The sequence below is a fragment of the Pseudobutyrivibrio sp. UC1225 genome (assembly GCF_900115215.1).
Taxonomy (GTDB): domain Bacteria; phylum Bacillota; class Clostridia; order Lachnospirales; family Lachnospiraceae; genus Pseudobutyrivibrio.
In genome coordinates this window covers 187,544-209,232 of the sequence record NZ_FOVQ01000002.1, presented here as the reverse complement: position 1 = coordinate 209,232, position 21,689 = coordinate 187,544, and the positions used below count along the sequence as shown (strand labels likewise).

Annotated in this window: 17 protein-coding genes; 1 reads left to right on the top strand and 16 read right to left on the bottom strand. The window is 40.6% G+C overall.

What is annotated here, in order from left to right; translation table 11 throughout:
• Window positions 1–2 precede the first annotated feature (2 nt).
• From BMZ41_RS03890 to BMZ41_RS03825, 14 genes are all read right to left on the bottom strand, one after another.
• Window positions 3–1,547, bottom strand: a complete 1,545-nt coding sequence (locus BMZ41_RS03890; RefSeq protein WP_242870671.1) for a sensor histidine kinase — start codon at window positions 1,545–1,547, stop codon at window positions 3–5.
• An 80-nt stretch (window positions 1,548–1,627) separates the two neighbouring features.
• Window positions 1,628–3,178 (bottom strand): glycoside hydrolase family 43 protein, encoded by a 1,551-nt coding sequence (locus BMZ41_RS03885; protein WP_090527030.1) that lies wholly within the window; start codon window positions 3,176–3,178, stop codon window positions 1,628–1,630.
• Between the two features lie 30 nt (window positions 3,179–3,208).
• Window positions 3,209–4,912 carry an SGNH/GDSL hydrolase family protein gene (locus tag BMZ41_RS03880; protein ID WP_242942008.1) on the bottom strand — a complete coding sequence of 568 codons (1,704 nt, stop codon included), beginning with the start codon at window positions 4,910–4,912 and terminating at the stop codon, window positions 3,209–3,211.
• A 12-nt stretch (window positions 4,913–4,924) separates the two neighbouring features.
• Entirely contained in the window at window positions 4,925–7,066 is a 2,142-nt protein-coding gene (locus tag BMZ41_RS03875; protein WP_090527028.1) for a glycoside hydrolase family 3 protein, read from the bottom strand.
• On the bottom strand, window positions 7,038–7,688 hold the full coding sequence (locus BMZ41_RS03870) for a YesL family protein (protein ID WP_090169059.1): 651 nt from the start codon (window positions 7,686–7,688) through the stop codon (window positions 7,038–7,040). Before BMZ41_RS03870 ends, BMZ41_RS03875 begins: the two co-directional genes overlap by 29 nt.
• A 112-nt stretch (window positions 7,689–7,800) precedes the next feature.
• Window positions 7,801–9,474 carry a type 2 periplasmic-binding domain-containing protein gene (locus tag BMZ41_RS03865; protein ID WP_090527026.1) on the bottom strand — a complete coding sequence of 558 codons (1,674 nt, stop codon included), beginning with the start codon at window positions 9,472–9,474 and terminating at the stop codon, window positions 7,801–7,803.
• Between the two features lie 72 nt (window positions 9,475–9,546).
• Window positions 9,547–10,512: a carbohydrate ABC transporter permease gene (locus tag BMZ41_RS03860; RefSeq protein WP_090169063.1), complete on the bottom strand. Its 966-nt coding sequence runs from the start codon at window positions 10,510–10,512 to the stop codon at window positions 9,547–9,549.
• A gap of 12 nt (window positions 10,513–10,524) precedes the next feature.
• Window positions 10,525–11,484 carry an ABC transporter permease gene (locus tag BMZ41_RS03855; protein WP_090527024.1) on the bottom strand — a complete coding sequence of 320 codons (960 nt, stop codon included), beginning with the start codon at window positions 11,482–11,484 and terminating at the stop codon, window positions 10,525–10,527.
• A 139-nt stretch (window positions 11,485–11,623) separates the two neighbouring features.
• Complete coding sequence (locus tag BMZ41_RS03850) at window positions 11,624–12,310, bottom strand: GntR family transcriptional regulator (RefSeq protein WP_242942007.1); 687 nt, start codon at window positions 12,308–12,310, stop codon at window positions 11,624–11,626.
• 129 nt (window positions 12,311–12,439) lie between these two features.
• On the bottom strand, window positions 12,440–13,369 hold the full coding sequence (locus BMZ41_RS03845; RefSeq protein WP_090169066.1) for an alpha/beta hydrolase: 930 nt from the start codon (window positions 13,367–13,369) through the stop codon (window positions 12,440–12,442).
• A 94-nt stretch (window positions 13,370–13,463) separates the two neighbouring features.
• The gene (locus BMZ41_RS03840; RefSeq protein ID WP_090169068.1) at window positions 13,464–13,808 is read right to left on the bottom strand and encodes a helix-turn-helix domain-containing protein; all 345 of its coding nucleotides are present in this window, start codon (window positions 13,806–13,808) and stop codon (window positions 13,464–13,466) included.
• A 92-nt stretch (window positions 13,809–13,900) separates the two neighbouring features.
• Window positions 13,901–15,037 carry a GGDEF domain-containing protein gene (locus BMZ41_RS03835; protein WP_090527022.1) on the bottom strand — a complete coding sequence of 379 codons (1,137 nt, stop codon included), beginning with the start codon at window positions 15,035–15,037 and terminating at the stop codon, window positions 13,901–13,903.
• 82 nt (window positions 15,038–15,119) lie between these two features.
• Window positions 15,120–15,995 (bottom strand): aldose 1-epimerase family protein, encoded by an 876-nt coding sequence (locus tag BMZ41_RS03830; RefSeq protein WP_090527020.1) that lies wholly within the window; start codon window positions 15,993–15,995, stop codon window positions 15,120–15,122.
• Window position 15,996: 1 nt separating this feature from the next.
• A complete protein-coding gene (locus tag BMZ41_RS03825; RefSeq protein ID WP_090527018.1) occupies window positions 15,997–17,031 on the bottom strand; it encodes an HD domain-containing phosphohydrolase in 1,035 nt (344 codons plus the stop codon).
• 123 nt (window positions 17,032–17,154) lie between these two features.
• On the opposite strand from BMZ41_RS03825, the gene BMZ41_RS03820 reads away from it, so the two are divergent.
• Window positions 17,155–17,736: an Hpt domain-containing protein gene (locus BMZ41_RS03820; RefSeq protein ID WP_090169075.1), complete on the top strand. Its 582-nt coding sequence runs from the start codon at window positions 17,155–17,157 to the stop codon at window positions 17,734–17,736.
• A 6-nt stretch (window positions 17,737–17,742) separates the two neighbouring features.
• On the opposite strand, the gene BMZ41_RS03815 is transcribed toward BMZ41_RS03820, so the two are convergent.
• Together BMZ41_RS03815 and BMZ41_RS03810 are read right to left on the bottom strand one after the other, a co-directional pair.
• On the bottom strand, window positions 17,743–19,119 hold the full coding sequence (locus BMZ41_RS03815) for an ABC transporter substrate-binding protein (protein ID WP_090169077.1): 1,377 nt from the start codon (window positions 19,117–19,119) through the stop codon (window positions 17,743–17,745).
• Window positions 19,112–21,499: a response regulator gene (locus BMZ41_RS03810; protein ID WP_090527016.1), complete on the bottom strand. Its 2,388-nt coding sequence runs from the start codon at window positions 21,497–21,499 to the stop codon at window positions 19,112–19,114. The genes BMZ41_RS03815 and BMZ41_RS03810 overlap by 8 nt, the downstream gene beginning before the upstream one ends.
• Window positions 21,500–21,689: the final 190 nt, after the last annotated feature.

Here is a 21,689-nt window from a genome sequence, read left to right as displayed (position 1 = left end):
TACTACAATAACCCCTTTAGATATTTCACTGGAACCATAATCTGTACAAGTGTACCTGTACCTGGCTCCGAATCAAGGTCAAAGATTGCCTCATCCTCAGACATCATTTTCAGTCTAAGGCAGGCATTAACTATACCCACTCTACCTTTTTCCTTGAGCATTTCTATATTTGCAAAACGCATTCTGCGAAGAAGATTTTTTTCTTCCTCTTCTTCCATTCCGTTTCCAGTATCCTCAATTTCTAAAATCATAAATTCACCGTCGGTGGAAATCCTTACAAATATCCATCCTGGCGTGATTTTACTTTCGATTCCATGGATGCATGCGTTTTCTACGAACGTTACTATAGTAAGCTTTGGAATGAAATATTTCAAGCACTCAGTTTCCACATCGATGTCAAAAGACAGTCTGTCACCGAAGCGATATTTCTGTAATTCCAGATACGCATTTACGAATTCAATTTCTTTTTCAATGGTAACATTATCCTCATTCCACTCAGTATACTGACGCTGTAGCTTAGCAAGATGCTCCACCATTTTTGACGTCTCAGTTTCCTGTTTCAAAAGGGAATGCATACGGATACTTTCAAGTGCATTGAACAGGAAATGCGGATTAATCTGACTGTGAAGAGCAAGAAGCTCTGCATTCTTTCTTGCCACAAAGGATTCCTGTTCCTTCAACTTATTCTGATAAACAGTATTCAAAATACTGCTGACATAAATAGGTAAAACCATATTTACAATAATCAGAAGAAGGAGCTGATACCAGCGGCTCTTAAAAGCCTTCAGGAAAGAATCGTTTCCCGCTAAAACATCCACTGTAAGAATCTGATTGTAGCTCTGAAACTCCTGTGTATAAGCAATGTTTTTCAAATCACGTTTCAGACCATAATCTTTATTTATATTGCTATATTTGCTATTAGACAAGATTACTCTTGTGCTATCGCAAACATAAGCACGATTTTCAAAATTCAGATTGGCAATATTATCGGAAATCTTTCCGTAGTCTATAATAACAAGCAATATATTCTGAGAAACACTATTATAATAATTTAATTTTTGGAAATAATAGATAGTCTTTTGAATCTGTCTGTCGGCAGTTTTTCTCCTGCCAAAATAGAGGCCCTTATTTAATTCTGATTCCTCCACATAGGTATACCAGTCTGTTCCAACAGCTTGATCCAAGCGCTGAAACTCCGCACCATTTGTCACTGTGTCATTATCTATGTAAATGCAAAAATTAAGACCAGACTGGCCCTCTACAAGCTTAAGAAGAGTGTCATCAAAGAAATCGTGATATGCATTATAGTATTCAAGATTTGTTTTAAACTTTGTGTTTAAAAATCTATCAACATACAGGCTGCTATAAAGAGCATTGCCCAACTTAGCAGCCTGATCAATTTGATTTTCAAAGGTGTAGGTAATGGCATTAGCCTGATTCTCCATGGTATGCTCTCTTGCTGCCAGCTCTGCACGATATGCTCCTGAAACAACAAGACCATCAACCGCAAGGATAGGGATGATGACAAACACAATATAGAATGCCATCAGTCTTCTCTTTGAAGTTGTTTTAGAAATAAATCTCCCGAAATAAGAATCAAATTTTGTCATTAACATCACCCAATAAATTAATTTCTCTCTAAAGTAAGCCATGCGAAATCGCAGTGGTTGTCGCTTGGCTTACCATTTGAAGAAGTGTACATTCCCACTGTACATCCAACAAATCCGCCTGCTTCTTCTGTGGTGTATGGCAATAAATCGATACCCGCTTCAAGAAGAGTGTGCTTACCATTCTCCACAAGATAAGCATCTGCCTTCTGAGCCTTAGCCTGAAGCTCGATTGTAACAACTTCTGCACTAACCTCAGCTGATGCTGTAACAGTCTCTTCTCCCTTGATAGTCTTGCGAACCTGAAGAACCTTCTTACCACCCTTTAATACTATCTCAAGTGTAAGATGATTAGCATGATTCTGGAAAAGCACCAGACCACCACATTCATTTTCATTTGCAGGAGTAAAATCAACTCCAGTATTTACCTTAAATGAATAATCCTTCTGACGCAATCCTAAATATGATGGATAGCACATTTCCTCTGCACGCTCTGGACGAGTGAAAAGACGAAGGAAACCAGGACGCTCTGTAAGTGAGTATATGTCCTCGTTTCTCTTTTCGATACCAACGAGACGCTGGTCTAATTCCTTTGTCCAGAAATGAAGCTCATCACTCCACTCATTTTCTGCTGCAAATGGATGCTCCTCGAAAGGAAGCTCCACATCATCTTCAAGCTTTCCGATACCTGGATTAATTACTGGCCATCCCTCTTCCCAAACAACCTTTGCAAGGAAGGTCTCACGACCAATGCTACAGTGCTTTTCGCATGGACGAGAAGCAAGCATTACTATGTACCAGTTGCCATTTTTATCATCGATTAAATCACCGTGACCAGCATATATTATAGGATAATCCTTACCTAAATTTCTATGAGAAAAAATAGGATTTCTTGGGCAGCCCTCAAACCATGCAAATAATTCCTTTGAACGAGCTACTGAAATAGCGTGCTCTGGGCCTGTACCGCCTTCTGCGTGAAGAAGATAATAATAGCCATCCTTCTTGTAAAGGTGTGGACCCTCTGGCCAAATTACATCCTTAACGGCACCCTTCCAGATGGCCATTGATTTGCCTACAAGCTTCATTGTGTTAAGGTCTAATTCCTGTACCCAGATTTCCCAGTCGCCGTTATAGCGAACTCCCTCTGGATTTGGTCTTGTTCCTACATAATAGCATCTGTCATCGTCATCAAAGAAAAGTGATGGGTCGATACCAGGTGCATCCTCGCCAAGATAATATGGCTCAGACCATGGACCTGCTGGGTCCTTTGCTGTTACTACAAAGTTGCCACCGTGGCTTACATTTGTAGTAATCATGTAGAAGGTACCCTTGTGCTCTCTGATTGTAGGAGCAAAGATTCCCCTTGAGATTTCGCCGCTTACTGGAAGCTGGCTTTCTCTATCTAGGACATGTCCTATCTGCTCCCAGTGTGCCAAATCCTTGCTGTGGAAAATTGGAACGCCTGGTGCATAAACAAAGCTTGAACAAACAATATAGTAATCATCCCCTACGCGGCATGCTGAAGGGTCTGGATAAAAGCCTTTAAGTATTGGGTTGTGTGCAATAGTCATAGTTTACCTCCCGCCTGTTACAGTCTATTTTTACTTTACTAATCCGAATCCTAAAATAGTGAACTTATTTCTTACTTCATCTTTGTCAACTACTACTTTAACGTGATGTTTAGCAGTTTCGTTTTCGTCGATGATGATGAGCGGATTGCAGTGGCACCAACGGTTTACGTATGGATCAAGGTCACGTACGAATTTATCATCTACATAAACCTTTGCTGTGGCTGCATCAACCTCTCCTGAATCCTTCATTACGATTACAAGAGCCTTGCACTCTACATCCATCTCGAAAGGATCGCTACTGCCATTTGCGCCATCATACATCCAGTTGTATGGGAACTCTCCTGTGAGATTTAAATCTAAATCCATCTCCACTGACTGAAGGACTTCATCCGTATATACGAATCCGCCAGGTTGTACACTAACTAGGCCTGTGTTGTCTTTTTTATCCACAAGAATAACGTCATCAAATGTATTTCCAATTGCTGGTGCTTCATCCATGCGTGGATCATAGCTATCTGGTGTCTCGCCTGAGATTGCCTTTTCCATAATGTTGATAAGGCAGTCTGCCATGATAGTATGTCCAAGATTTGTAGGATGGAACATATCATAGAAATACTGATGCTTTGTGAGGATTCGCTTGTCTCTGTCATAGAACTGTGGAACAACTGCATCCTTAACGCTCGCCATTGGCAAATCATATCTGAAACCTACAGGAGAAAGTCTGTCCTGAAGGTTGTAATCATCTGAGAATACTGAGAACATAAGCATTACTGCAGGCTGGCTTGGAAGCTTAAGAGCACGTCTAACCAAGCTCTCGAAACAGTTGCCCTTTGTCTCGTCACCTTCATCATTTACTGCAAATTCAACAACTAATAAATCTGGCTCAACTGTGCCATCGCGAAGCACATCTCTGTCAAAACGAATCATACCAAGCTCTGAAGGTGTTCCGCCTACACCAGCCTTTACGAAGTGAATGTTGTCTCCTCCACCCATAAGCTTTTTGAAGCCAAGGAAAGACTTATATGCATAGCACTCTGTGTTGATAGGTGTAGCACCTGCACCCTGTGTGATAGAACCACCGATGTAGCAGATGTTGACATCCTCGCCAGCCTTTGCCTTATTTACAACATCAACAAGACGCTTTGTATTTCCAAGGTTGACAAGGGAACGGTCAATCATTTCCCTGTACTCTGGTGAAGCTGTATCAACGGGCTTTTCCTCAAGCTGAGGTGGTGCCTCAAAACCATCATTTAAGAAGAATCTTACAGAAAGGAAAGCCTTCTCCTCTGGTGCATCTGTGTGAACACGAATCTGTCCTGGTACATCATCATCCTCTGTCCAGTCTATATCAGAAAGGTAAATTCTCTCCTCCTTTGAATTCGTATTTACGTTAGCAATAAGATTGGCACCGCCACCATATAAATCCTTCTTGCCATACATCTGGAAAACGAACTCTGCCTGTTTATCCTTATCTTCCATCTCTACAGAAACACCTACAGAATGAACAAGCTTCTTGAAGCCGTCTACTGTCTCCATAAGCTTTAAAATGTGCTCGTCAGTAACGTTTCCTGTGAAGGTAGCGCTGCTGATAAGACGTCCATCACTCTGGTAGAGGAAGGAAACACCCTTACCTTCCTCGTCAGACTGTGTAAAAAGCTCTTTGTCCTTTATAATGTAAAAAAATGGTCGATTCTTTTCTGGGTCTGTTGGTGCCTTTGCAATTTGCATTTCCATTACATTATCCTCCTAATACTCTACTTCAGTTACTTCTCCCTTTAACACCACATCAAAAACATCTACAGGCTTTCCTGTAAGCTCTGCACTTCTTGCATCTGGCTGCTGACCGCCGATAGATACCTTAAATGCACCTGGCTCAACAACACATCTGCCCTTTTCATCAATAAGTGCAAAATCACGGGCTGAAAGCTCAAGGCTTACTTCCTTTGATTCCCCAGGAAGAAGCTCAACCTTTGCAATCTTACGAAGCATGCAATTGGCAACTCTTGTAGATGCCTCTACATCCTTCACATATACCTGAACAGTCTCGTGTGCTTTGTATTCCCCTGCATTCTTAACTGTTACCTTAACTGTAAATTTTTCTCCAATAGCACCCTCAGTCTTATCGATAGCAGCGTTAGTGTACTGAATATCTGAGTAGCTGAGACCATATCCAAATGGATAAAGTGGTGTGCCCTTGAAATATCTGTAGGTGCGTCCCTCCATTGAGTAATCCTCGAATGGTGGTAAATCAGCATCTGACTTATAGAAAGTAAGTGGAAGCTTTCCTGATGGGCTGTCCTCTCCAAAGAGAACCTCTGCGATTGCACGTCCACCTCTTGCTCCTGGATACCAGCACTGGATTATCGCATTTACGTTATCGTTAGCCCAGCTTAAATCCATGGCGGAACCAGCTAAAACAAGAAGTACTACAGGCTTTCCGATAGCTGTAATCTTCTCAACAAGCTCCTGCTGCAAGCCTGGAAGCTTAAGTCCCTTCTTATCTCCACTACCGAACTCGTTTCCAGCATCGCCTTCCTCTCCTTCGATTGTAGAATCAAGACCCATTGCAAGTACTACAACATCTGAGTGCTCAGCTACTGCCATCGCCTCAGCAAAGGTATCTCTTGCCTCAGAAAGCACATGCATTCTATCCTTCCAAAGTGGAGTTCCATCTGAGTGGAATACTCTCACATCATCTCCAACGTAACGCTGGATACCTTCAAGTACAGTAATATATTCAGATGAAATACCCTCATAGTTTCCTACAAGTGCAATTCTTGAATTTGAGTTTGGTCCGATGACACCGATTGTCTTGATAGCATCCTTCTTAAGTGGAAGAAGTCCGTCATTCTTAAGAAGTACCATAGCACGCTTAGCAGCCTCATTTGCAAGCTCCTTGTGCTCCTTGCACTCTACCATTTCATAAGGGATGTCATCATACTTGCTGCCTCTCTCTGGAAGAGTTCCAAGACGAAGGCGAAGCTCAATAAGACGCTCAACTGACTCTGTGATTGTCTCCTCAGAAACAAGGTTTGCTTTGTAAGCGTAGAGAAGCTTCTCATATACACAACCGCAGTTCAAATCACAGCCGTTATTAACAGCAAGTGCTGCTGATTCCACTTCACAGGTAGTTACCTTGTGATTCTCGTGGAAATCTCTGATTGCCCAGCAATCTGAAACCACGTGACCTTCGAAGCCCCAATCACCTCTTAATATATCTTTAAGTAATCTCTTGCTACCGCAGGCTGGCTCACCATTTACTCTGTTGTAAGCGCCCATAACAGCCTCTACCTTTGCATCCTTAACAAGACGCTTGAAGGCATAAAGATATGTATCGTATAAATCCTGATCACTTACCTTTGCATCGAAGTGATGTCTGTCTGCCTCAGGACCTGAGTGAACAGCGAAATGCTTAGCGCAGGCTGCTGATTTTGGATTGTCCAAATCATCACCCTGAAGACCTCTTACATAAGCCATACCAAGCTGACCAGTAAGATATGGGTCCTCGCCGTAGGTCTCATGGCCACGTCCCCATCTTGGGTCACGGAAGATATTTACGTTTGGAGCCCAGTAAGTAAGGCCCTTGTAGATATCTCTGTCGCCGTGCTTTGAAAACTCATTGAACTTTGCTCGTCCCTCTGTAGATGTGGCATCTGCCACCTTCTGAACAAGCTCCTCATCAAAGGTAGCACCAAGGCCAATTGCCTGTGGGAAAACTGTGGCATCTCCTGCTCTTGCCACTCCGTGAAGTGCCTCGTTCCACCAGCAGTACTTTGGAATACCAAGTCTGTCGATGGCCTCAGCATGATGAAGCATCTGAGAGCACTTTTCCTCTATTGTCATCTGCGATACTAATTCCTTAGCACGCTTCATTGTTTCCTGATTCAACTGTTTCTTCCTCCTTGTTTAGCATTTCTAACTGTTTATTGAATTCCTTACTTATGTAATAAAGTGTGACTGTGGTGCAGAGCAGCCAAATTGCAAGCCCCCACTCTATGTACCACGCACAGATTATGTAAGGTAAAAATGTCACTATAAAAATCAAAATCATTCTTGGGAAATTAAGAAGCGCCATTACCATGGATGCCTTAAAAAGCTCCTTTAAGGTCACCTTATATCTTGCTTCAAAAGGAAACATGCAGTATGCAACTGACCATACAACAAAAGAAAGCACACCAAGTACTGCCTTTAAAATAATAGGCATGCTGGCCGCTCTTCCATAGAGCACATTATACCAGTCAAAGGCAAGTATCAGCCCTATCAAAAGGATAATGAGCCACGCTACTGTAACCTGAGAAAAGTTTTCTTTAAAAGATTTAAAATAGCTTTTTGTTACGCTAGGCTCCTCACCTCTGACAATCTTCATAGATGTATAAAATTTTGCAGTGTGAGCTGCACCTATAGTGATAATTGGAATTGAGCAAAGAAGTGTAAGTAGATTTAAAATGATATAATCTGTAACCTTGCTAAGAAACTCCATTACTTCGCTGTCTGGACTAAATATTTGCATAACATTACTACCTCCGAGTACTATCTTGGATGATAATATTGTATTAAAAAATCCCCACCAACATCTACTGACAAAGTTCAGATGTTAGTGGGGAAAAGTTTTAATTATTTAATTAATCAACAGATGTTGAAGAGCCATACTTAGCTTCAAACTTCTCTGTTCTCTCATCCATGATAGCCTGGCAGCCTGATGCAAGGTAATCAGCGATTGCATCATCCCAAACCTTATCAAAATCAGCTTCCTTAGTTGCAAGAGCTGTATCATAAACAACATCTCTCTTTGAACCAAGAGCCTCGCCCATACCGTTCTCAGCTACGATTTCTGGAACCTTTACGTTCTTTGCAATCTTGTTGTCTGTAGCTGCAACGTCGAGTGCCTTCTGTACATCCTCTGGGTCACATGCTGGATAGCTGTGTGCCATAGAAAGAAGTGTGAGGTCCTCATCACCAAGGTGGAGACCATTACATGTAATTGTGTAGTCAATGTTGTTACCAGAGTTCATGATTGGATCGCCTGTAGCTGGGATAAGCTCGATAGCGCCATCCTCAAGAACGTTGTGTGTAACACCCTCATCACCAATCTGTAAGTACTTGATGTGCTCTGGAGCAGAAATCCAATCAAGGTAAAGAAGTGATGCAAGTGGCTCATCATTTGTAGTTGGGAAGAAGATCTTTCTATCACCAGCTGTTGAGTCAACATACTTAAGGTGCTTGCCCTCTGAGTTCTCGAAGCAATCAACTGCTACATACTTAGCATCATCGCCAACGATTCTCTTAAGGTTAGCCTGGATTGAATCATCACCGCCACGGAAAGGATAATCCCAGTTGTGCTGGAATGCACCAACATAACCAGCCTTCATCATATCATCCTCTGTAGAATCACCTGCTGTATAAAGAGCGAAATCCTTCCAAAGAAGACCTTCGTTGTACCACTTGTTAAGTGTCTTCATAGCAGTCTTTGTACCGTTCTGTGTAAGCTTTCTATCATCAAATCCGTTGATGTAGAATTCCTTATCTGTAATCTTTGGATCCATCTCTGACTCGATAAGAAGTGCTGCTCTCCAGCCTACATCAAATGATACTGAGAATGGAACCATCTTATCTGCATCCTTGCCAAGGAGCTCCTTAGCGTTGTCGCGGAATGCACAAATTACATCATAGAACTCAGCCTTTGTTGTTGGCTCCTCAAGACCAAGCTTGTCTAACCAGTCTTTTCTGATAAATGTATTGATACGTCTGTTGTTAGCACGCTTTCCTTCGATTGCCCAAAGTGTACCCTTCTCATCATCTAAATCCCAGTAGATGTTTGTGTCGCCAAGCCAATCCTGAAGGTTTGTAAGCTCGCTACCATATTGATCCATAAGTGGCTTTAAGTCTGTAACACCGCCCATGTTAGCGTATGTCTGAATTGTTGGATAAGAGTATGTAAGGCAGATATCTGGAGCTCCGCCTGAAGCAAGAAGGTTGTTAATTTCTTCTGTCTCTGTCCAACGTGGAACTGCTACGAACTCAACCTCAACGTTGTGATCCTCAAGCATCCCCTTCTTGATGTACTCTGTGTACATGTTGTCTGTTGGGTCTGTACCGCCATCGTTTCCTCTGTCGTAAACCTCAACTGTGATGTGTTTTGTCTCAGCAAATTTTCCATCAACAAGCTCTGAAACCTCAGAACCTTCTTCGATGGAAGTAGAGCCCTCTTTTGTTGCATCTGAGCTGCTTGAACCACAAGCTACCATGCTAAGACCCATAGTGCATGCAAGCACTAATGATACGATTCTTTTTTTCATCGTAATCCTCCCAATAATGTTTTGTAGTGATTTTAGTTTATGAATTAACGGCCGCAGCCATTTATTCCTGTATTATTCTTTCACAGCTCCAAGTGTTACACCGTGGATGAAATACTTCTGTAAGAATGGGTAGATACAAAGGATTGGAATCGTTGAGAACATAACGATTGCAGCCTTAAGTGATTCAGAAAGACCAGGTGTTGAGAAGCCTTCCTGTGTAGCTACCTCCACTGAATTCATGTTGTTCAAAATGTTGTAAAGCAATAACTGAAGAGGATAGAAATCCTTGTTCTTCATATACATCAAAGCATCTGAATAACCATTCCATCTACCTACCGCATAAAATAGTGCAAGCGTTGCAATAACTGGCTTTGAAAGTGGAAGGTAGATGCTCCAAAGTATTCTAAAGAAGCTTGCACCATCGATTTCAGCTGACTCTCTAAGGGAATCTGGAATTCCATAGAAGAAGCTTCGCATGATAATCATGTTGTAAACACTTAAGCATCCAGGAACAATAAGTACCAAAGGATTATCAAGAAGGTTTAACTCCTTCATGAGTAAGTAGTTTGGAATTGTACCTGCGTTGAAGAACATTGTTATCGTAATTACGATATTAAAAATTGAACGACCTTTAAGCTTATTAAAGATAAGTGGATAAGCACAAAGTACTGTCATTGTCAGTGAAAGGAATGTACAAATCACTGTTAAAATTACGGTCCAAACAAATGACTTAATGTACTTTGGATCTCCAAGTACTGTCGAATAAGCTGATATGTTGAGGCCCTTTGGAATAAGGTAAACCTCTCTTCTAACCAAAAAGTCAGATGCTGAAAGCGAACGAGCTAAAAGGTTAATCATAGGGATGATACAAATCAAACTGATGATTACGCAGATTGTTATGAATACAATGTCACCTGCTTTTGTGCTGTCCGATTTAACCATACGGCTTGTTTCTGTCTCATCATCTTTGTCTCTTCTTTTAGAACGTGCAAAGCCTTTTGTATTAATTTTTCCTGTCATTACTAATTCTTTTGCCATACTTCACACCTCCTACCAAATACCGCGCTCGCCAAGCTTACGTGAAAGCCAGTTTGCAAATAGTAGGAATATAACTCCTACAACCGACTGGAACAAACCAACTGCAGTTGTAAGTGAGAACTGAAGTCCCTTAATACCGTTTTTATATACGAATGTCGAAATAACCTCAGCGTTCTGCATAACCAGGTTGTTCTGTAAAGCGAACGGTCTATCGAAGGCTGAACCTAAGATGTTACCAAGTGCCATAATCAAAAGTACTACGATAGTGCTCTTGATTCCTGGAAGTGTGATGTGCCACATCTTACGGAAGCGTCCGGCTCCATCAACTGAGGCTGCTTCGTAAAGCTCAGGTGAAATTCCTGCAATAGCTGCAAGATATATAATTGAGTTCCAACCAAAGCTCTGCCAAATTCCAAGGAAGATGTATGTTCCTACCCACTTGTGTGGATCATTCAAGAATGGAACTGCCTCACCACCAAGGTTTGTAATGAACATATTTACGAGACCATTACTTGGTGCAAAAAGCTGAATTGCCAAACCGTAAATGATAACCCATGAAAGGAAGTGTGGCATGTAAGCAATTGTCTGTACTGTCTTCTTAAACCACTTAACATTAAGCTCGTTAAGAATTAATGCGAAGATGATTGGAATTGGGAAACCAATAACCAAATCTAATAAGTTCAATCCAACTGTATTTCTCAAAGCATTTAAGAAATCTCTGTTGTGAAAAGCCTGAATAAAATACTGAAATCCGTGATTATCTGCCCAAGGCATTTCCCCAACTTTTTGTACGATACTGTACTTCTTAAAAGCAATTAATACGTACTTCATTGGAACATACTTGAAAACCAGTAAATAAAGCATTGGCAAAAGTAATAAAACATATAGCTGCCAATATCTCTTTAGATAGGCTTTCCAGTTTGTTTTCTCAGCCACTGCTACTGCTGAGTTTCCCGCTGTCATAACTTTCATTTCTATCCTCCACTTCTTTTTTAATAACTTGTATACAAGTATATTAGTGTTTTAGTTTCGATAAGTCTATATTAAAAAAACAACCAAAATGGCATATGCATTTTGGTTGTTTTACACTAATTTATAAAATTGTTGTGAATTATTGTTGTGTTGTTTCGAAATATTGCGGAAAGGCCTTTATAAGTTCTTCTTGATCCAGCCTATATCTGTTCAAATGTTTCTCTACGATTTCTTTAGCCTTCTCCTTGTCCTTTGTAGTGATGGCATCAAGCATCACTCTATGATCATTCACGATTTTTTTATCCTTTACAGTAAGCATTGAAAGAGTTCTTACTCTGTCAAAATGAATCATAATCATCTGACTCATATGATGAATGGTTTCTTTCTTTGCTGCCACATAAATCATACGATGAAATTCATTATCAAGCTCAAAGATTTTTTCTGTATTATCCTTTTCAAGATAAAACTCCTGCAGTGCTACATTTTCCTCAAGGAGCTTAATATCCTCTTCAGTAGCCATATCACAGGCTTCCTCAATAACAGCTATATCCAAAACCTTTCGAAGAAATACAGCCTCCTCCACATACTGTGAATTAATGAGAGAAACATAACTTCCCTTTTGAGGGTATATTTCGATAAGAGCTGCCTTATGTAGTTCTTGGATGGATTCTCTGACAGGAGTGCGACTAACACCTAAGAATGCAGATATTTCATTTTCACTAATTGCCTGACCTGGCTCCAGATCAGCAGACTTTATGTTCTCAGTAATTGCTCTAAGGGCATATTCCCTTGCAGTCTCTGAGTTTATCCTCTCAATTTTTTTCATAGTTCTCCTCATTGTAAGGTTAGAATGAAAGTTTGTTATTATTCTAACAAAAAGGATTCGACTTGTATACAAGCCAAATCCTTTTTGTTAAAACTGTTTAGTTTAAGTTCATTTAAATTGTCACTTATTTTATTTATAGATGGCAAAATACTTTTCAAGCCATGCTGCTGCAAGGTCGATCCAAACCTTTGCCTCTCTATTAGTCTGAATATCATAAGCATCCTGACAAGAAGTGCTCTGATCGCAAAGAGCCATTCCGTGACCTCCATCCTGGAAGATATGAATCTCAAAAGGAATGCCCTTTTCTGCAAGAGATGTAGCATACAATGTTGAATGAGCAACTGGAACAAGCTCATCCTTTGAGGTTGACCAAATAAAGGTTGGTGGAACATCCTCATCAACAAGACGTGCTGGGCTCATATCAAGAAGCTTCGCTTCATCTTCCCAATCCTCACCCATCATAAGGCGGTTGGATACCGAGAAAAATTCAAAGGCTCCTGCTCCATCCTTCTTTGTAGCCTCGTACATATAGATATAATCTGTAAGTGGGTATCCTAAGATGCAGGCTGCTGGTCTAAGTACTTCCTTATCAACTCCAACGAAATCTGTGATTACAGGCTTTGACCAGTGTGTAGAATACATGGCACAGTTGTGTGCTCCTGCTGAAAATCCGCAGATTGCAATACGCTTTGCATCCACCTGCCAGTCCTTGCTGTGCTCATGGATATATGCAAATGCCAAACCTATTTCACGCATTGGCTGTGGATGGAGCTTGTCAGGGTTGATAGCCTGATGCGCAAAATCAGTCTCCCAGTAAGGCTTTGAGCCATCATATGCAATTGAATATCTAAGTACAAAGGCGTTGTAGCCCTGACGAAGGAATGCCATTGCAATAGGCTCACCTTCACGATCACTGCAGCAAAGATATGCGCCACCTGGACAAATAAGTACAGCTGGTCTTGCCTTTCCCTGAGTCATCTCAGGAGAATCATCTAAAATATAAGTAGTGAGAGTAACGTCCTCTCTTCCCTCAATAAGCTTGATTACTTCGCTTTTCATAATAAAACCTCCCAATTTCTAGTAGTCTTAGAATACTATACTAGAATCTTGGGAGGTTGAAAACCGATTAATTTTAGTTTTATACCGCTAAATTTTATTTTTTATTCTTTACCTTCTTAACATAATCAACGACTTCTGCTTTAGTCTTCTTGTTAAGCTTCTCCAGCTTTTTAACAACTTCATACTCTCCTGTACCCTTGCTGGCGATGACAAAGTCGACATCTCCGGCACCCTTTCCAGGAATAGTGTCCTGCAGGATTTCAAAAGGTGAAACATCAAGAACGTCGCAGATTGCCATTATCTTTTCAGCTGAAGGATTAGTCTTCTTTCTTTTCCAATCACTAATCGTACTTTGGGCGATTCCTGTGCCAGCAGAGAACTCAAGCTGAGTCATGCCCTTCTCTTCCATAATCTTGAAAATTCTTTCGCTAATTATCATCCTTGGTACCTCCCCACCACATTAACCTCATTATCGTTTATACGATAATTATACTCTATTGGAATAATACTCACAATAAGTTTTCTGTTAATTTACATCCCGTGATGCAATTGTTTTTGCTCATACATGTGATTATCAATGTTATCTGTAAATTCTTCTCTCGATAATCCACTGGTATAGCTATATATCTCATAGCCACAGCTTATATCCACATCGGGATGCCATTTTCGTTTATCCCTGATGTTTGCTAGCTTTTCTCTTGCCTGAAGTATCAAGTCTTCCAGCTCTGCTTGTGAGACATTATCTGTGATTACACAGAACTCATCGCCACCAAATCTTGCTATGGTAGATTCTCTTCCAAAAAGATTCAACAGAATATCTGCCATATATTTTATTGCCCTGTCGCCTTCATCATGACCAAAGGTATCATTTATAGTCTTGAAATTATCAATGTCCATCATGATTGCTGCAAAATTTCTTTTATTCTGTTGACTAGATTTTATTTTCTCTTCCATTCGTATATCCAGACCACGTCGATTCAAAACACCTGTAAGATAATCAACGTTAACGTCATTACTTTGGAAGAAGAAAAACAGAATAAGACATCCCAGCGAAATACCTGCGTAAGTTGTATCTATACTTGAAAAGAAAACCTGCGACAGCGCTCCTATAAGTGAGAATATAGGAAGGAATAGGATCATATTCTTATATTCACTCATAAAATCACTTCTAAATACAACGGTATACACCAAGAGCAATATGATAAAGACCATTATCAACACTGCTCTTATCATGAAAAACTGTCCACGGAAATATAATCCGTCTTTGAAATAGAAAAACCATCCCAACTGTAAAACAGAAGACATTGTAACCAACACGATATTAATAAAAGCAAAAGCTTGGAAAGCTGTTTTAAAGCTGGTTCGTGCTTCGTTGCTTTCCTTATCCATCCAGCAGTCGATATAGTTAACAGCAAACAAAATATCTACTGGATCCAATATGAAAATTATGAAATAGCCCACTCTGGCGAGGATCAAAAGTGAATCCGGATTGTTCTCACCGACACGACCAATAGACTCTGATAATAGTAAAACGAGCGTACAAATAAGAATTGCAGAGTAACTTTTACCCTTCTGCAACCTAGAGGTTTTGTTCTGAAAAATCAAAAGAAGAATCAGAAGAAACGATGTGAAAAAGTTTAGTATCACCCAACCAGGTACTTCAATCATTTTGCCCCCACATGGTTATAGTACTGCTAGTTTCCCATTATTTCTCTCTGATTCTAACACCATATTTTTATGAAATTGTGACTTATTTAAGGATAATATCGTAATTTACCGAGAAGGTCTCTCCAGCTGATAACGTATTTCCGTATTCTCTTTCCTCAAGCTTCTGATTAAAGCCTACTCTGTCGCAACGACCATACCATGGCTCAATGCATACAAATGGAGCATGCTTGCCAACTGGTGACCATACGCCAAAAAGTGGTGCTGTGAAGGCTACTGTAAGAACATCCTTGCCCTCTGGATTTACAAGTGTCACTGCATCCGACTGCTGGTCCTCGATAATAAGAGCATCTCTACTGAAAAGCTCATCTGACATTTTTAAGATGCCGTTATCAAGTGCGAATGTACTTATTTCAGTTCCAAGGCAACCACTGCCATCTCCTGCGATGATGTTTGCAGTAATTTTAGAATTCGTATTTCCGTTTTTCTCAAATCTAAGTGTGTAGGTATCAAGGTCACAGTTGAAGGCTGGGTGACCACCGATAGAGAAATACATTGTCTCTTTATTTGTGTTTTCTACCTTCCAGCCAACCTTTACGGTTGAATCTATGATTCTGTAGCTAAGTGTAAGTATAAATGCAAAAGGATACTTGATTTTGCTGGCTTCTGAGTCCTTTAACTGAAATTCCAGCTCGTCAGTTGATTCTTTTATCAACTCAAAATCCATATCTCTTGCAAAGCCATGCTGTCCCATTTCATAGGTCTTTCCAGAATAAACTGACTTCTTATCATAATAATTTCCTACAAGTGGAAAAAGCACTGGTGATGTACGTCCCCAAAAGGCACTGTCAGCCTGCCACATAATCTCTGTGTTATCTGACTTTCTAATAAGTGACTTGATTTCTGCTCCGTGGTCAGAGACTGTAAGTTTGATTTTGTCGTTTTCGATTGTGTAATTCATTTTATGTCCTTTCTATTTCATCACCAGGATTATCCCTCATGATGTAATCTATATCATCATCTATCATTTTGAGCATGATGTCTGCAAACTGGGGATCCCACTGGCTTCCCTTGCCCTTTTCTATCTCAGCCCTGACTATTTCCTGAGGAAGTGCTCCTCTATAACTTCGGTTGCTGGTCATGGCATCGTAGGCATCTGCCACTGCTATGATTCTGGCTTCTTCAGGAATTTCCTCTCCAGAAAGTCCCTCTGGGTAGCCCTTTCCATCATATCTTTCATGGTGCCATTTAGCTCCTGCTGCAAGCTCTGGCATTTCTTTTATATTGTTAAGTATCTTGGCACCAATACCCGGATGCTTTTTTATTTTGGCAAACTCTTCATCTGTAAGCATTCCAGGCTTGTTTATTACTTCATCAGGAACACCAATCTTTCCAACATCATGAAGAAGTCCCATCATAAAGATTTTCTCCTGATGTTTTTCATCATAACCGTATCTGTTGGCTATCTCTTTTGAATAATCTGCCACTCTTCCGGAATGTCCATTTGTGTAGTTGTCTTTTGCGTCAATTGCATCTGCCAGGCTCTCAACAACGTGCAAGAAGAGGTTCTCATTTTCTCTGGTCTTCTCCTCCACCATGCCCTCAAGATCTCTTTGAAGCCTTACCAGCTCCACTGCATGTATAACTCTGAGCACAAGAACACTTTCAACAAATGGCTTTCTGATAAAATCCATAGCGCCAAGAGATAGTCCCTTAGTCTCAGCAGCCTCATCCTCATTGGCTGTCAAAAAGATTACTGGGGTGTTTCGCCACTCAGTCTCACATTTTTTGAGCTGTTTGATAGCCTCATATCCATCCATTTCAGGCATACTTATATCCATCAGGATGAGATCCGGAGCAGGATTATCCTTTATGTATTCAAAAAGAGCCTTTCCGGATTTGAGCGCAACTACCTTAAGCCCAACACGGGTGAGGGTGTTCCATGCGTTTTTTAAAATTATAGGGTCATCATCAACAACTATAATATGTGGAATCATTTTCACCTCCAGAAGAACAATTCCTATCCATAAATCATATCGTAAAACCGTTTATGCTTCAACTTAACAGTGGTATACTCAAAATGAACACGACATTGAAACAGCCCACGGAGGAACCTTTCAATGAACATTAATATTCCAGGTGTTGAAACAGAAACAGCTATTAAAAACTCTGGCTCTGAAGCACTTTTCACAGAGCTTCTTGGTGATGTCTATAAGCTCATGGATGAAAAATGTGACATGGTAGAAGCTTACCTTGCTAGGAAGGATGTACATAATTACACCATCCAAGTTCACTCTCTCAAGACCACCTGTCGCATGATTGGAGCCATGGAGCTTGGAGAGGAATTTTTTACCCTTGAAAAACTTGGCAAAGATAACAATCTGGAGCAAATCGAAAAGCTTACTCCAGATGTTTTAAAATCTTTTAGGGCTTTAAAGCCATATCTTGAGCCATTTGCTTCAAGGGTTGCAGGCAAAAAAACCGACTTTGACAGGGTTGCCATTTCTAATATTTTAGAAAAGCTTATTTCAGCTTTAGATGAGTTTGACCTTGGTGCTGCTGAAGAAGCCACAAAACAACTTTTCACCTATGATTGCGATGAGGCGCTGTCTAGCAAACTTGAAGATTTAGATAAGCTGGTTTCTAATCTTGATTATGATGAGGCAAAATCACTGTCAAAGCAGATACTTGATAGCCTATAGGCTGATTTATTTTGTCTCTATAGTTCCGTAGGCTGCTACTGCCTCATCTACGGTCATTTCCCCGTTAACAACAGCATAGGCTGCTGCCCTAAACTGTTTTACCGCTGTATCTAGGATTTCCGTATCTCTAAAACTGATAGTCCTTTCTTCTGGAAATTCAGAAAGTGAAGCATAGACTTCATCCAGCGAGTAATCTTTGGTAGGTGTTATCAGTCTCTTTTCTTGAGCCATCAATCCCAGTTCCTTTTCACTTGTAAGGAATCTGATAAATTCGTTAGTCATATCAATGTTTGCACCGTTCTTATTAACACAGAATAAAAGGGACATGGAATCCATATAATATCCGCCTTCATCACCAGAAGGTGCTACATAGAAGTCATACTTGAAAGGATTTGCCTCGAAAGCCTCTGATTTGCTCTCACGCTTTTTTGTTCCAGAGACAACATCTCCAGAGCAGAGCATCATAGGTACATCACCCTCAAAAAATCTCAGAATTACTGCATTATAATCATCTTCAATCTCTGCTGTACATTTATCCACATCTATACAACCCGACTTCACAAGCTCATTTAATCTGGTAAGGGCAGCTCGCATTGTTTCACCTGCAGAAGGTACAAGATTATTTAAATCATCCTCTACGCTTCTGTCATCCTTTACAGTCTTTGCGAACATTGGGTAAGCAAAGGCATAGCCTATTCCTGGTGTAGTTGAAGTATTGGCTCCCATAACAGGTGATTCGTAGCCTGCGGCCTTCAGCTTTTCACAGGTTGCCTTCAACTCATCAAAGGTCTTTGGTACCTCAAGTCCCTCTTTTTCAAATATATCTGTGTTTACAAGCATTCCGTAGGATGTAGCAAAAATAGGGAGTGTTTTGATTTCACCATTATTCATTTCCCATCTGAGGTCTGTGCGAATGCACTCCAAGTCGATTTCCAGCTCTGATGCAGAGAGAACCTCTGCGCTATCGAATAAACAATCATAGCGCTCATCCCCATACATCCATGGCTGAACCACGTATATGTCCGGCTGCTCCTGACCTACAATGGCTTGCCTTATGGTGTTGCTGTAATCATCCAGATAGGTATACTGGATTTCACCTTCTGGATAATGACTGTAGAATCGTTCAAAGGCACTTTCCAAGGATTCAAAATTAGAGTAGGTTCCTGCTACAGACAGCTTATACTCTGTATCGGACGGATATTTTGGAGAAAACTCTTTGGTGACTTCCTCGCTCTGGTTTTCGCTTTGATTTTGATCCTGGCTCTCATTCTGGCCTGTTGTCTCTCCCTGATTTTGATTCTGAGTCTGGCCACAGCCTGTCATTCCAAATATCAGTGCTGTAATAAGTGTCATCGAAAGAATTGTTTTAATGTGTTTATTCATGTTCGCTCCTTTCACTATCGATAGCCTCCTGCTTCTGTAAATAAGCTAAAGCTTGCTCTTCTGATTTAACTACCACCACTTTATAACGGTCAGTCAGCCGTTCTTTAATTCGCTTTAAAAATCCCACATCTTCGCTCACCACAAGGATACTTTGCACGGTATTAGATGGTGGCTTTTCTTCTTCCACATCCGCCTGACCAATCAGGTCCTTTGGCAAATATGTGAGAAGCATGTTCTCAAGTCTGTTTGTATCAATAGGCTTTGTGAGATAGTCGTCAAAGCCAGCATTTATGTAGGTTTCACGCATGCCTGATATGGCATTTGCGGTAAGACAGATAACTGGAGTTTTCTGATTTGGTGTGTAGGTACACTCCTTCATTTCCTTTATGGTTTCGATACCATCCTTTTCCGGCATCATATGGTCCAGGAAAATCACGTCGTAGGAATTGCGCTTAAAAAGTGCTATACAGGCATCTCCACTATCTGCCGTATCAATCTGTATTTTCGTTTCGTTAAGGAGATTTACAAATACCTTCAGGTTAATCTCATTGTCATCCACCACCAGTATTCGTGCCTTCGGAGCCACAAACTGTACCTGATACTGTTTCCTCTCGCTGAGGAAGTGTTTGTATGCCAAATCGAATTCTCCCAATGGCTCCCATTCCACTACTTTCTGCTTTAGGTCAAAAGAAAACTCGGAGCCCGTCCCGTATTCACTTTCCACCTGAAGCCTGCTGCCCATCATGTTAAGAAAGCTTTGGGCTATGGCCATTCCAAGTCCAGTGCCTTCGATGTTACGATTTTTCTTCTCATCGATTCTCTCAAAGGCTGCAAACAGCTTGTCCCGGTCTTCTTTCTTAATTCCTATACCTGTGTCCTTTACGCTTATATGCAAAGTAATTTGGTCTGGCTCATCCTCGCATTTACTGCTGGCTACAGAAAAAATAACGCTTCCCTCTTTTGTATATTTCACGGCATTTGAAAGGATATTTGTGATAACCTGCTTGATTCTGATTTCATCACCATGAAGAAGCCTTGGGATGTCCTTATCCACATTAAGCTCGAAGGTAAGTCCTTTTTCCTCTGCCCTTCGCTGAACCATGTTCACTAGATCATTTAAGAGAGACGCAATGTTATAGTCCACATTTATGATTTCCATCCTGCCAGCTTCAATCTTGGAGAAATCAAGAATATCGTTTATGATTCCAAGAAGTGTATTTCCGGCAGCCCTTATATTTTCTGAGTAACCAAGGACCTTCTCATCCTTGCTGTCTCTTAAAATCATTTCATTCATGCCGATTATGGCATTCATAGGAGTTCTGATGTCATGGGACATTGTGGAAAGGAAGTAGGATTTCGCTTCATTTGCCTGATTTGCAGCCTCCGCAGCCACCGATAACTTTCTATTGAATTTAAGGAGTATTGCCAGGTTAAAGTGCAAGAGAACTACCAATCCAAAAGATACAATTCCTAAAAGAATCCAATCAATAGACCTGTTTGCTGTCAGCTCTTTCGCAGGTATGTAAGCTACAAGAAACCAGGAATCAAGGCCCGTCAAAGGACTATATGCAATGACGCTATCCTCATTCTTGGAGTTGCGGATATGCATAGAACCAATGCTGGTGCGAATTATATCCACTACATTTTTATATTCCTGAGTCGTCATTGGATTGTAAGATTTGAAGTATTCAAAAAAGTTGCTGTTTTTCAGGGATTTACCGTGAATCATGTAGTCGCCATCCCAGTCGATAAGGGATATTTCCACCTTTTCATATTCACCCTTCAAGAAAACAAGCTTCTGCTCAAGACGGCTTACAGGTACAACACGAAGAAGCAGTCCCTCTCGCATGTCGCCTGTTTCCTCATCCACAACCCTCACATTATTCAAAAATGCGATAGACTGAACGCCATTTAAAGGGTTTGTATATGCCCTGGTCAGGTTAACAACACCATCCACATTACTAATTTCCAGATTATCAAAAATATTAATATGGGAATATTTTACAGAGTAATCAGACGAGTCTGTAGAGCTGGCGGTGGTAGAAATGCCCGCCATTGACCCGTCATCAATATAAATAAGATGTCCTGAGATTTCAGGAGATGTTTTTGCTTTTCTAATATAGGAAATAGCCTCTTCAACAGTCATAGGAGTGCCAGCCTCCGCAGAGCCGTTGATATAGTTTGACCAGATGTCGCACAGATGCTGCTCATCCTCCAGATAGTTGGCGATGATTTGCTCTGTGGTGGTTGTCATTTTCTCAAAAGACGCAATAGAAGCACGGTTTGACTCTTCTGCCCTGTCGTTGGCATACTTCAGGATAATGAAAAGAATCAAACCTACTATCAATATATTAATGATGAAAATATATCGTTTCTTCAATCTGCGTCCTCTGTAAACTCCAAATCGTTATACAAACTAACACAGATTAATTCTATCATTTAGTTATTTTTATATTGTTAAAAAAGTATGATGGGAGTGTAGTTATTAAAGCCCTTTGGTTTTTAAGTACTTATACCTCCATAACCATAATAATTTTTGTTTCTACCAGCGGTTCATGTTCTTCTCACAC

Coding starts and splice junctions, on each gene's coding strand:
- BMZ41_RS03850 (WP_242942007.1), bottom strand. CDS start 12,310: ATGAAAAAAATTGAGAGGATAAACTCAGAGACTGCAAGGGAATATGCC.
- BMZ41_RS03860 (WP_090169063.1), bottom strand. CDS start 10,512: ATGGCAAAAGAATTAGTAATGACAGGAAAAATTAATACAAAAGGCTTT.
- BMZ41_RS03835 (WP_090527022.1), bottom strand. CDS start 15,037: ATGATTGAAGTACCTGGTTGGGTGATACTAAACTTTTTCACATCGTTT.
- BMZ41_RS03865 (WP_090527026.1), bottom strand. CDS start 9,474: ATGAAAAAAAGAATCGTATCATTAGTGCTTGCATGCACTATGGGTCTT.
- BMZ41_RS03845 (WP_090169066.1), bottom strand. CDS start 13,369: ATGAAAAGCGAAGTAATCAAGCTTATTGAGGGAAGAGAGGACGTTACT.
- BMZ41_RS03890 (WP_242870671.1), bottom strand. CDS start 1,547: ATGGCATTCTATATTGTGTTTGTCATCATCCCTATCCTTGCGGTTGAT.
- BMZ41_RS03825 (WP_090527018.1), bottom strand. CDS start 17,031: ATGATTCCACATATTATAGTTGTTGATGATGACCCTATAATTTTAAAA.
- BMZ41_RS03815 (WP_090169077.1), bottom strand. CDS start 19,119: ATGAATAAACACATTAAAACAATTCTTTCGATGACACTTATTACAGCA.
- BMZ41_RS03840 (WP_090169068.1), bottom strand. CDS start 13,808: ATGATAATTAGCGAAAGAATTTTCAAGATTATGGAAGAGAAGGGCATG.
- BMZ41_RS03870 (WP_090169059.1), bottom strand. CDS start 7,688: ATGCAAATATTTAGTCCAGACAGCGAAGTAATGGAGTTTCTTAGCAAG.
- BMZ41_RS03880 (WP_242942008.1), bottom strand. CDS start 4,912: ATGGAAATGCAAATTGCAAAGGCACCAACAGACCCAGAAAAGAATCGA.
- BMZ41_RS03820 (WP_090169075.1), top strand. CDS start 17,155: ATGAACATTAATATTCCAGGTGTTGAAACAGAAACAGCTATTAAAAAC.
- BMZ41_RS03855 (WP_090527024.1), bottom strand. CDS start 11,484: ATGAAAGTTATGACAGCGGGAAACTCAGCAGTAGCAGTGGCTGAGAAA.
- BMZ41_RS03885 (WP_090527030.1), bottom strand. CDS start 3,178: ATGACTATTGCACACAACCCAATACTTAAAGGCTTTTATCCAGACCCT.
- BMZ41_RS03830 (WP_090527020.1), bottom strand. CDS start 15,995: ATGAATTACACAATCGAAAACGACAAAATCAAACTTACAGTCTCTGAC.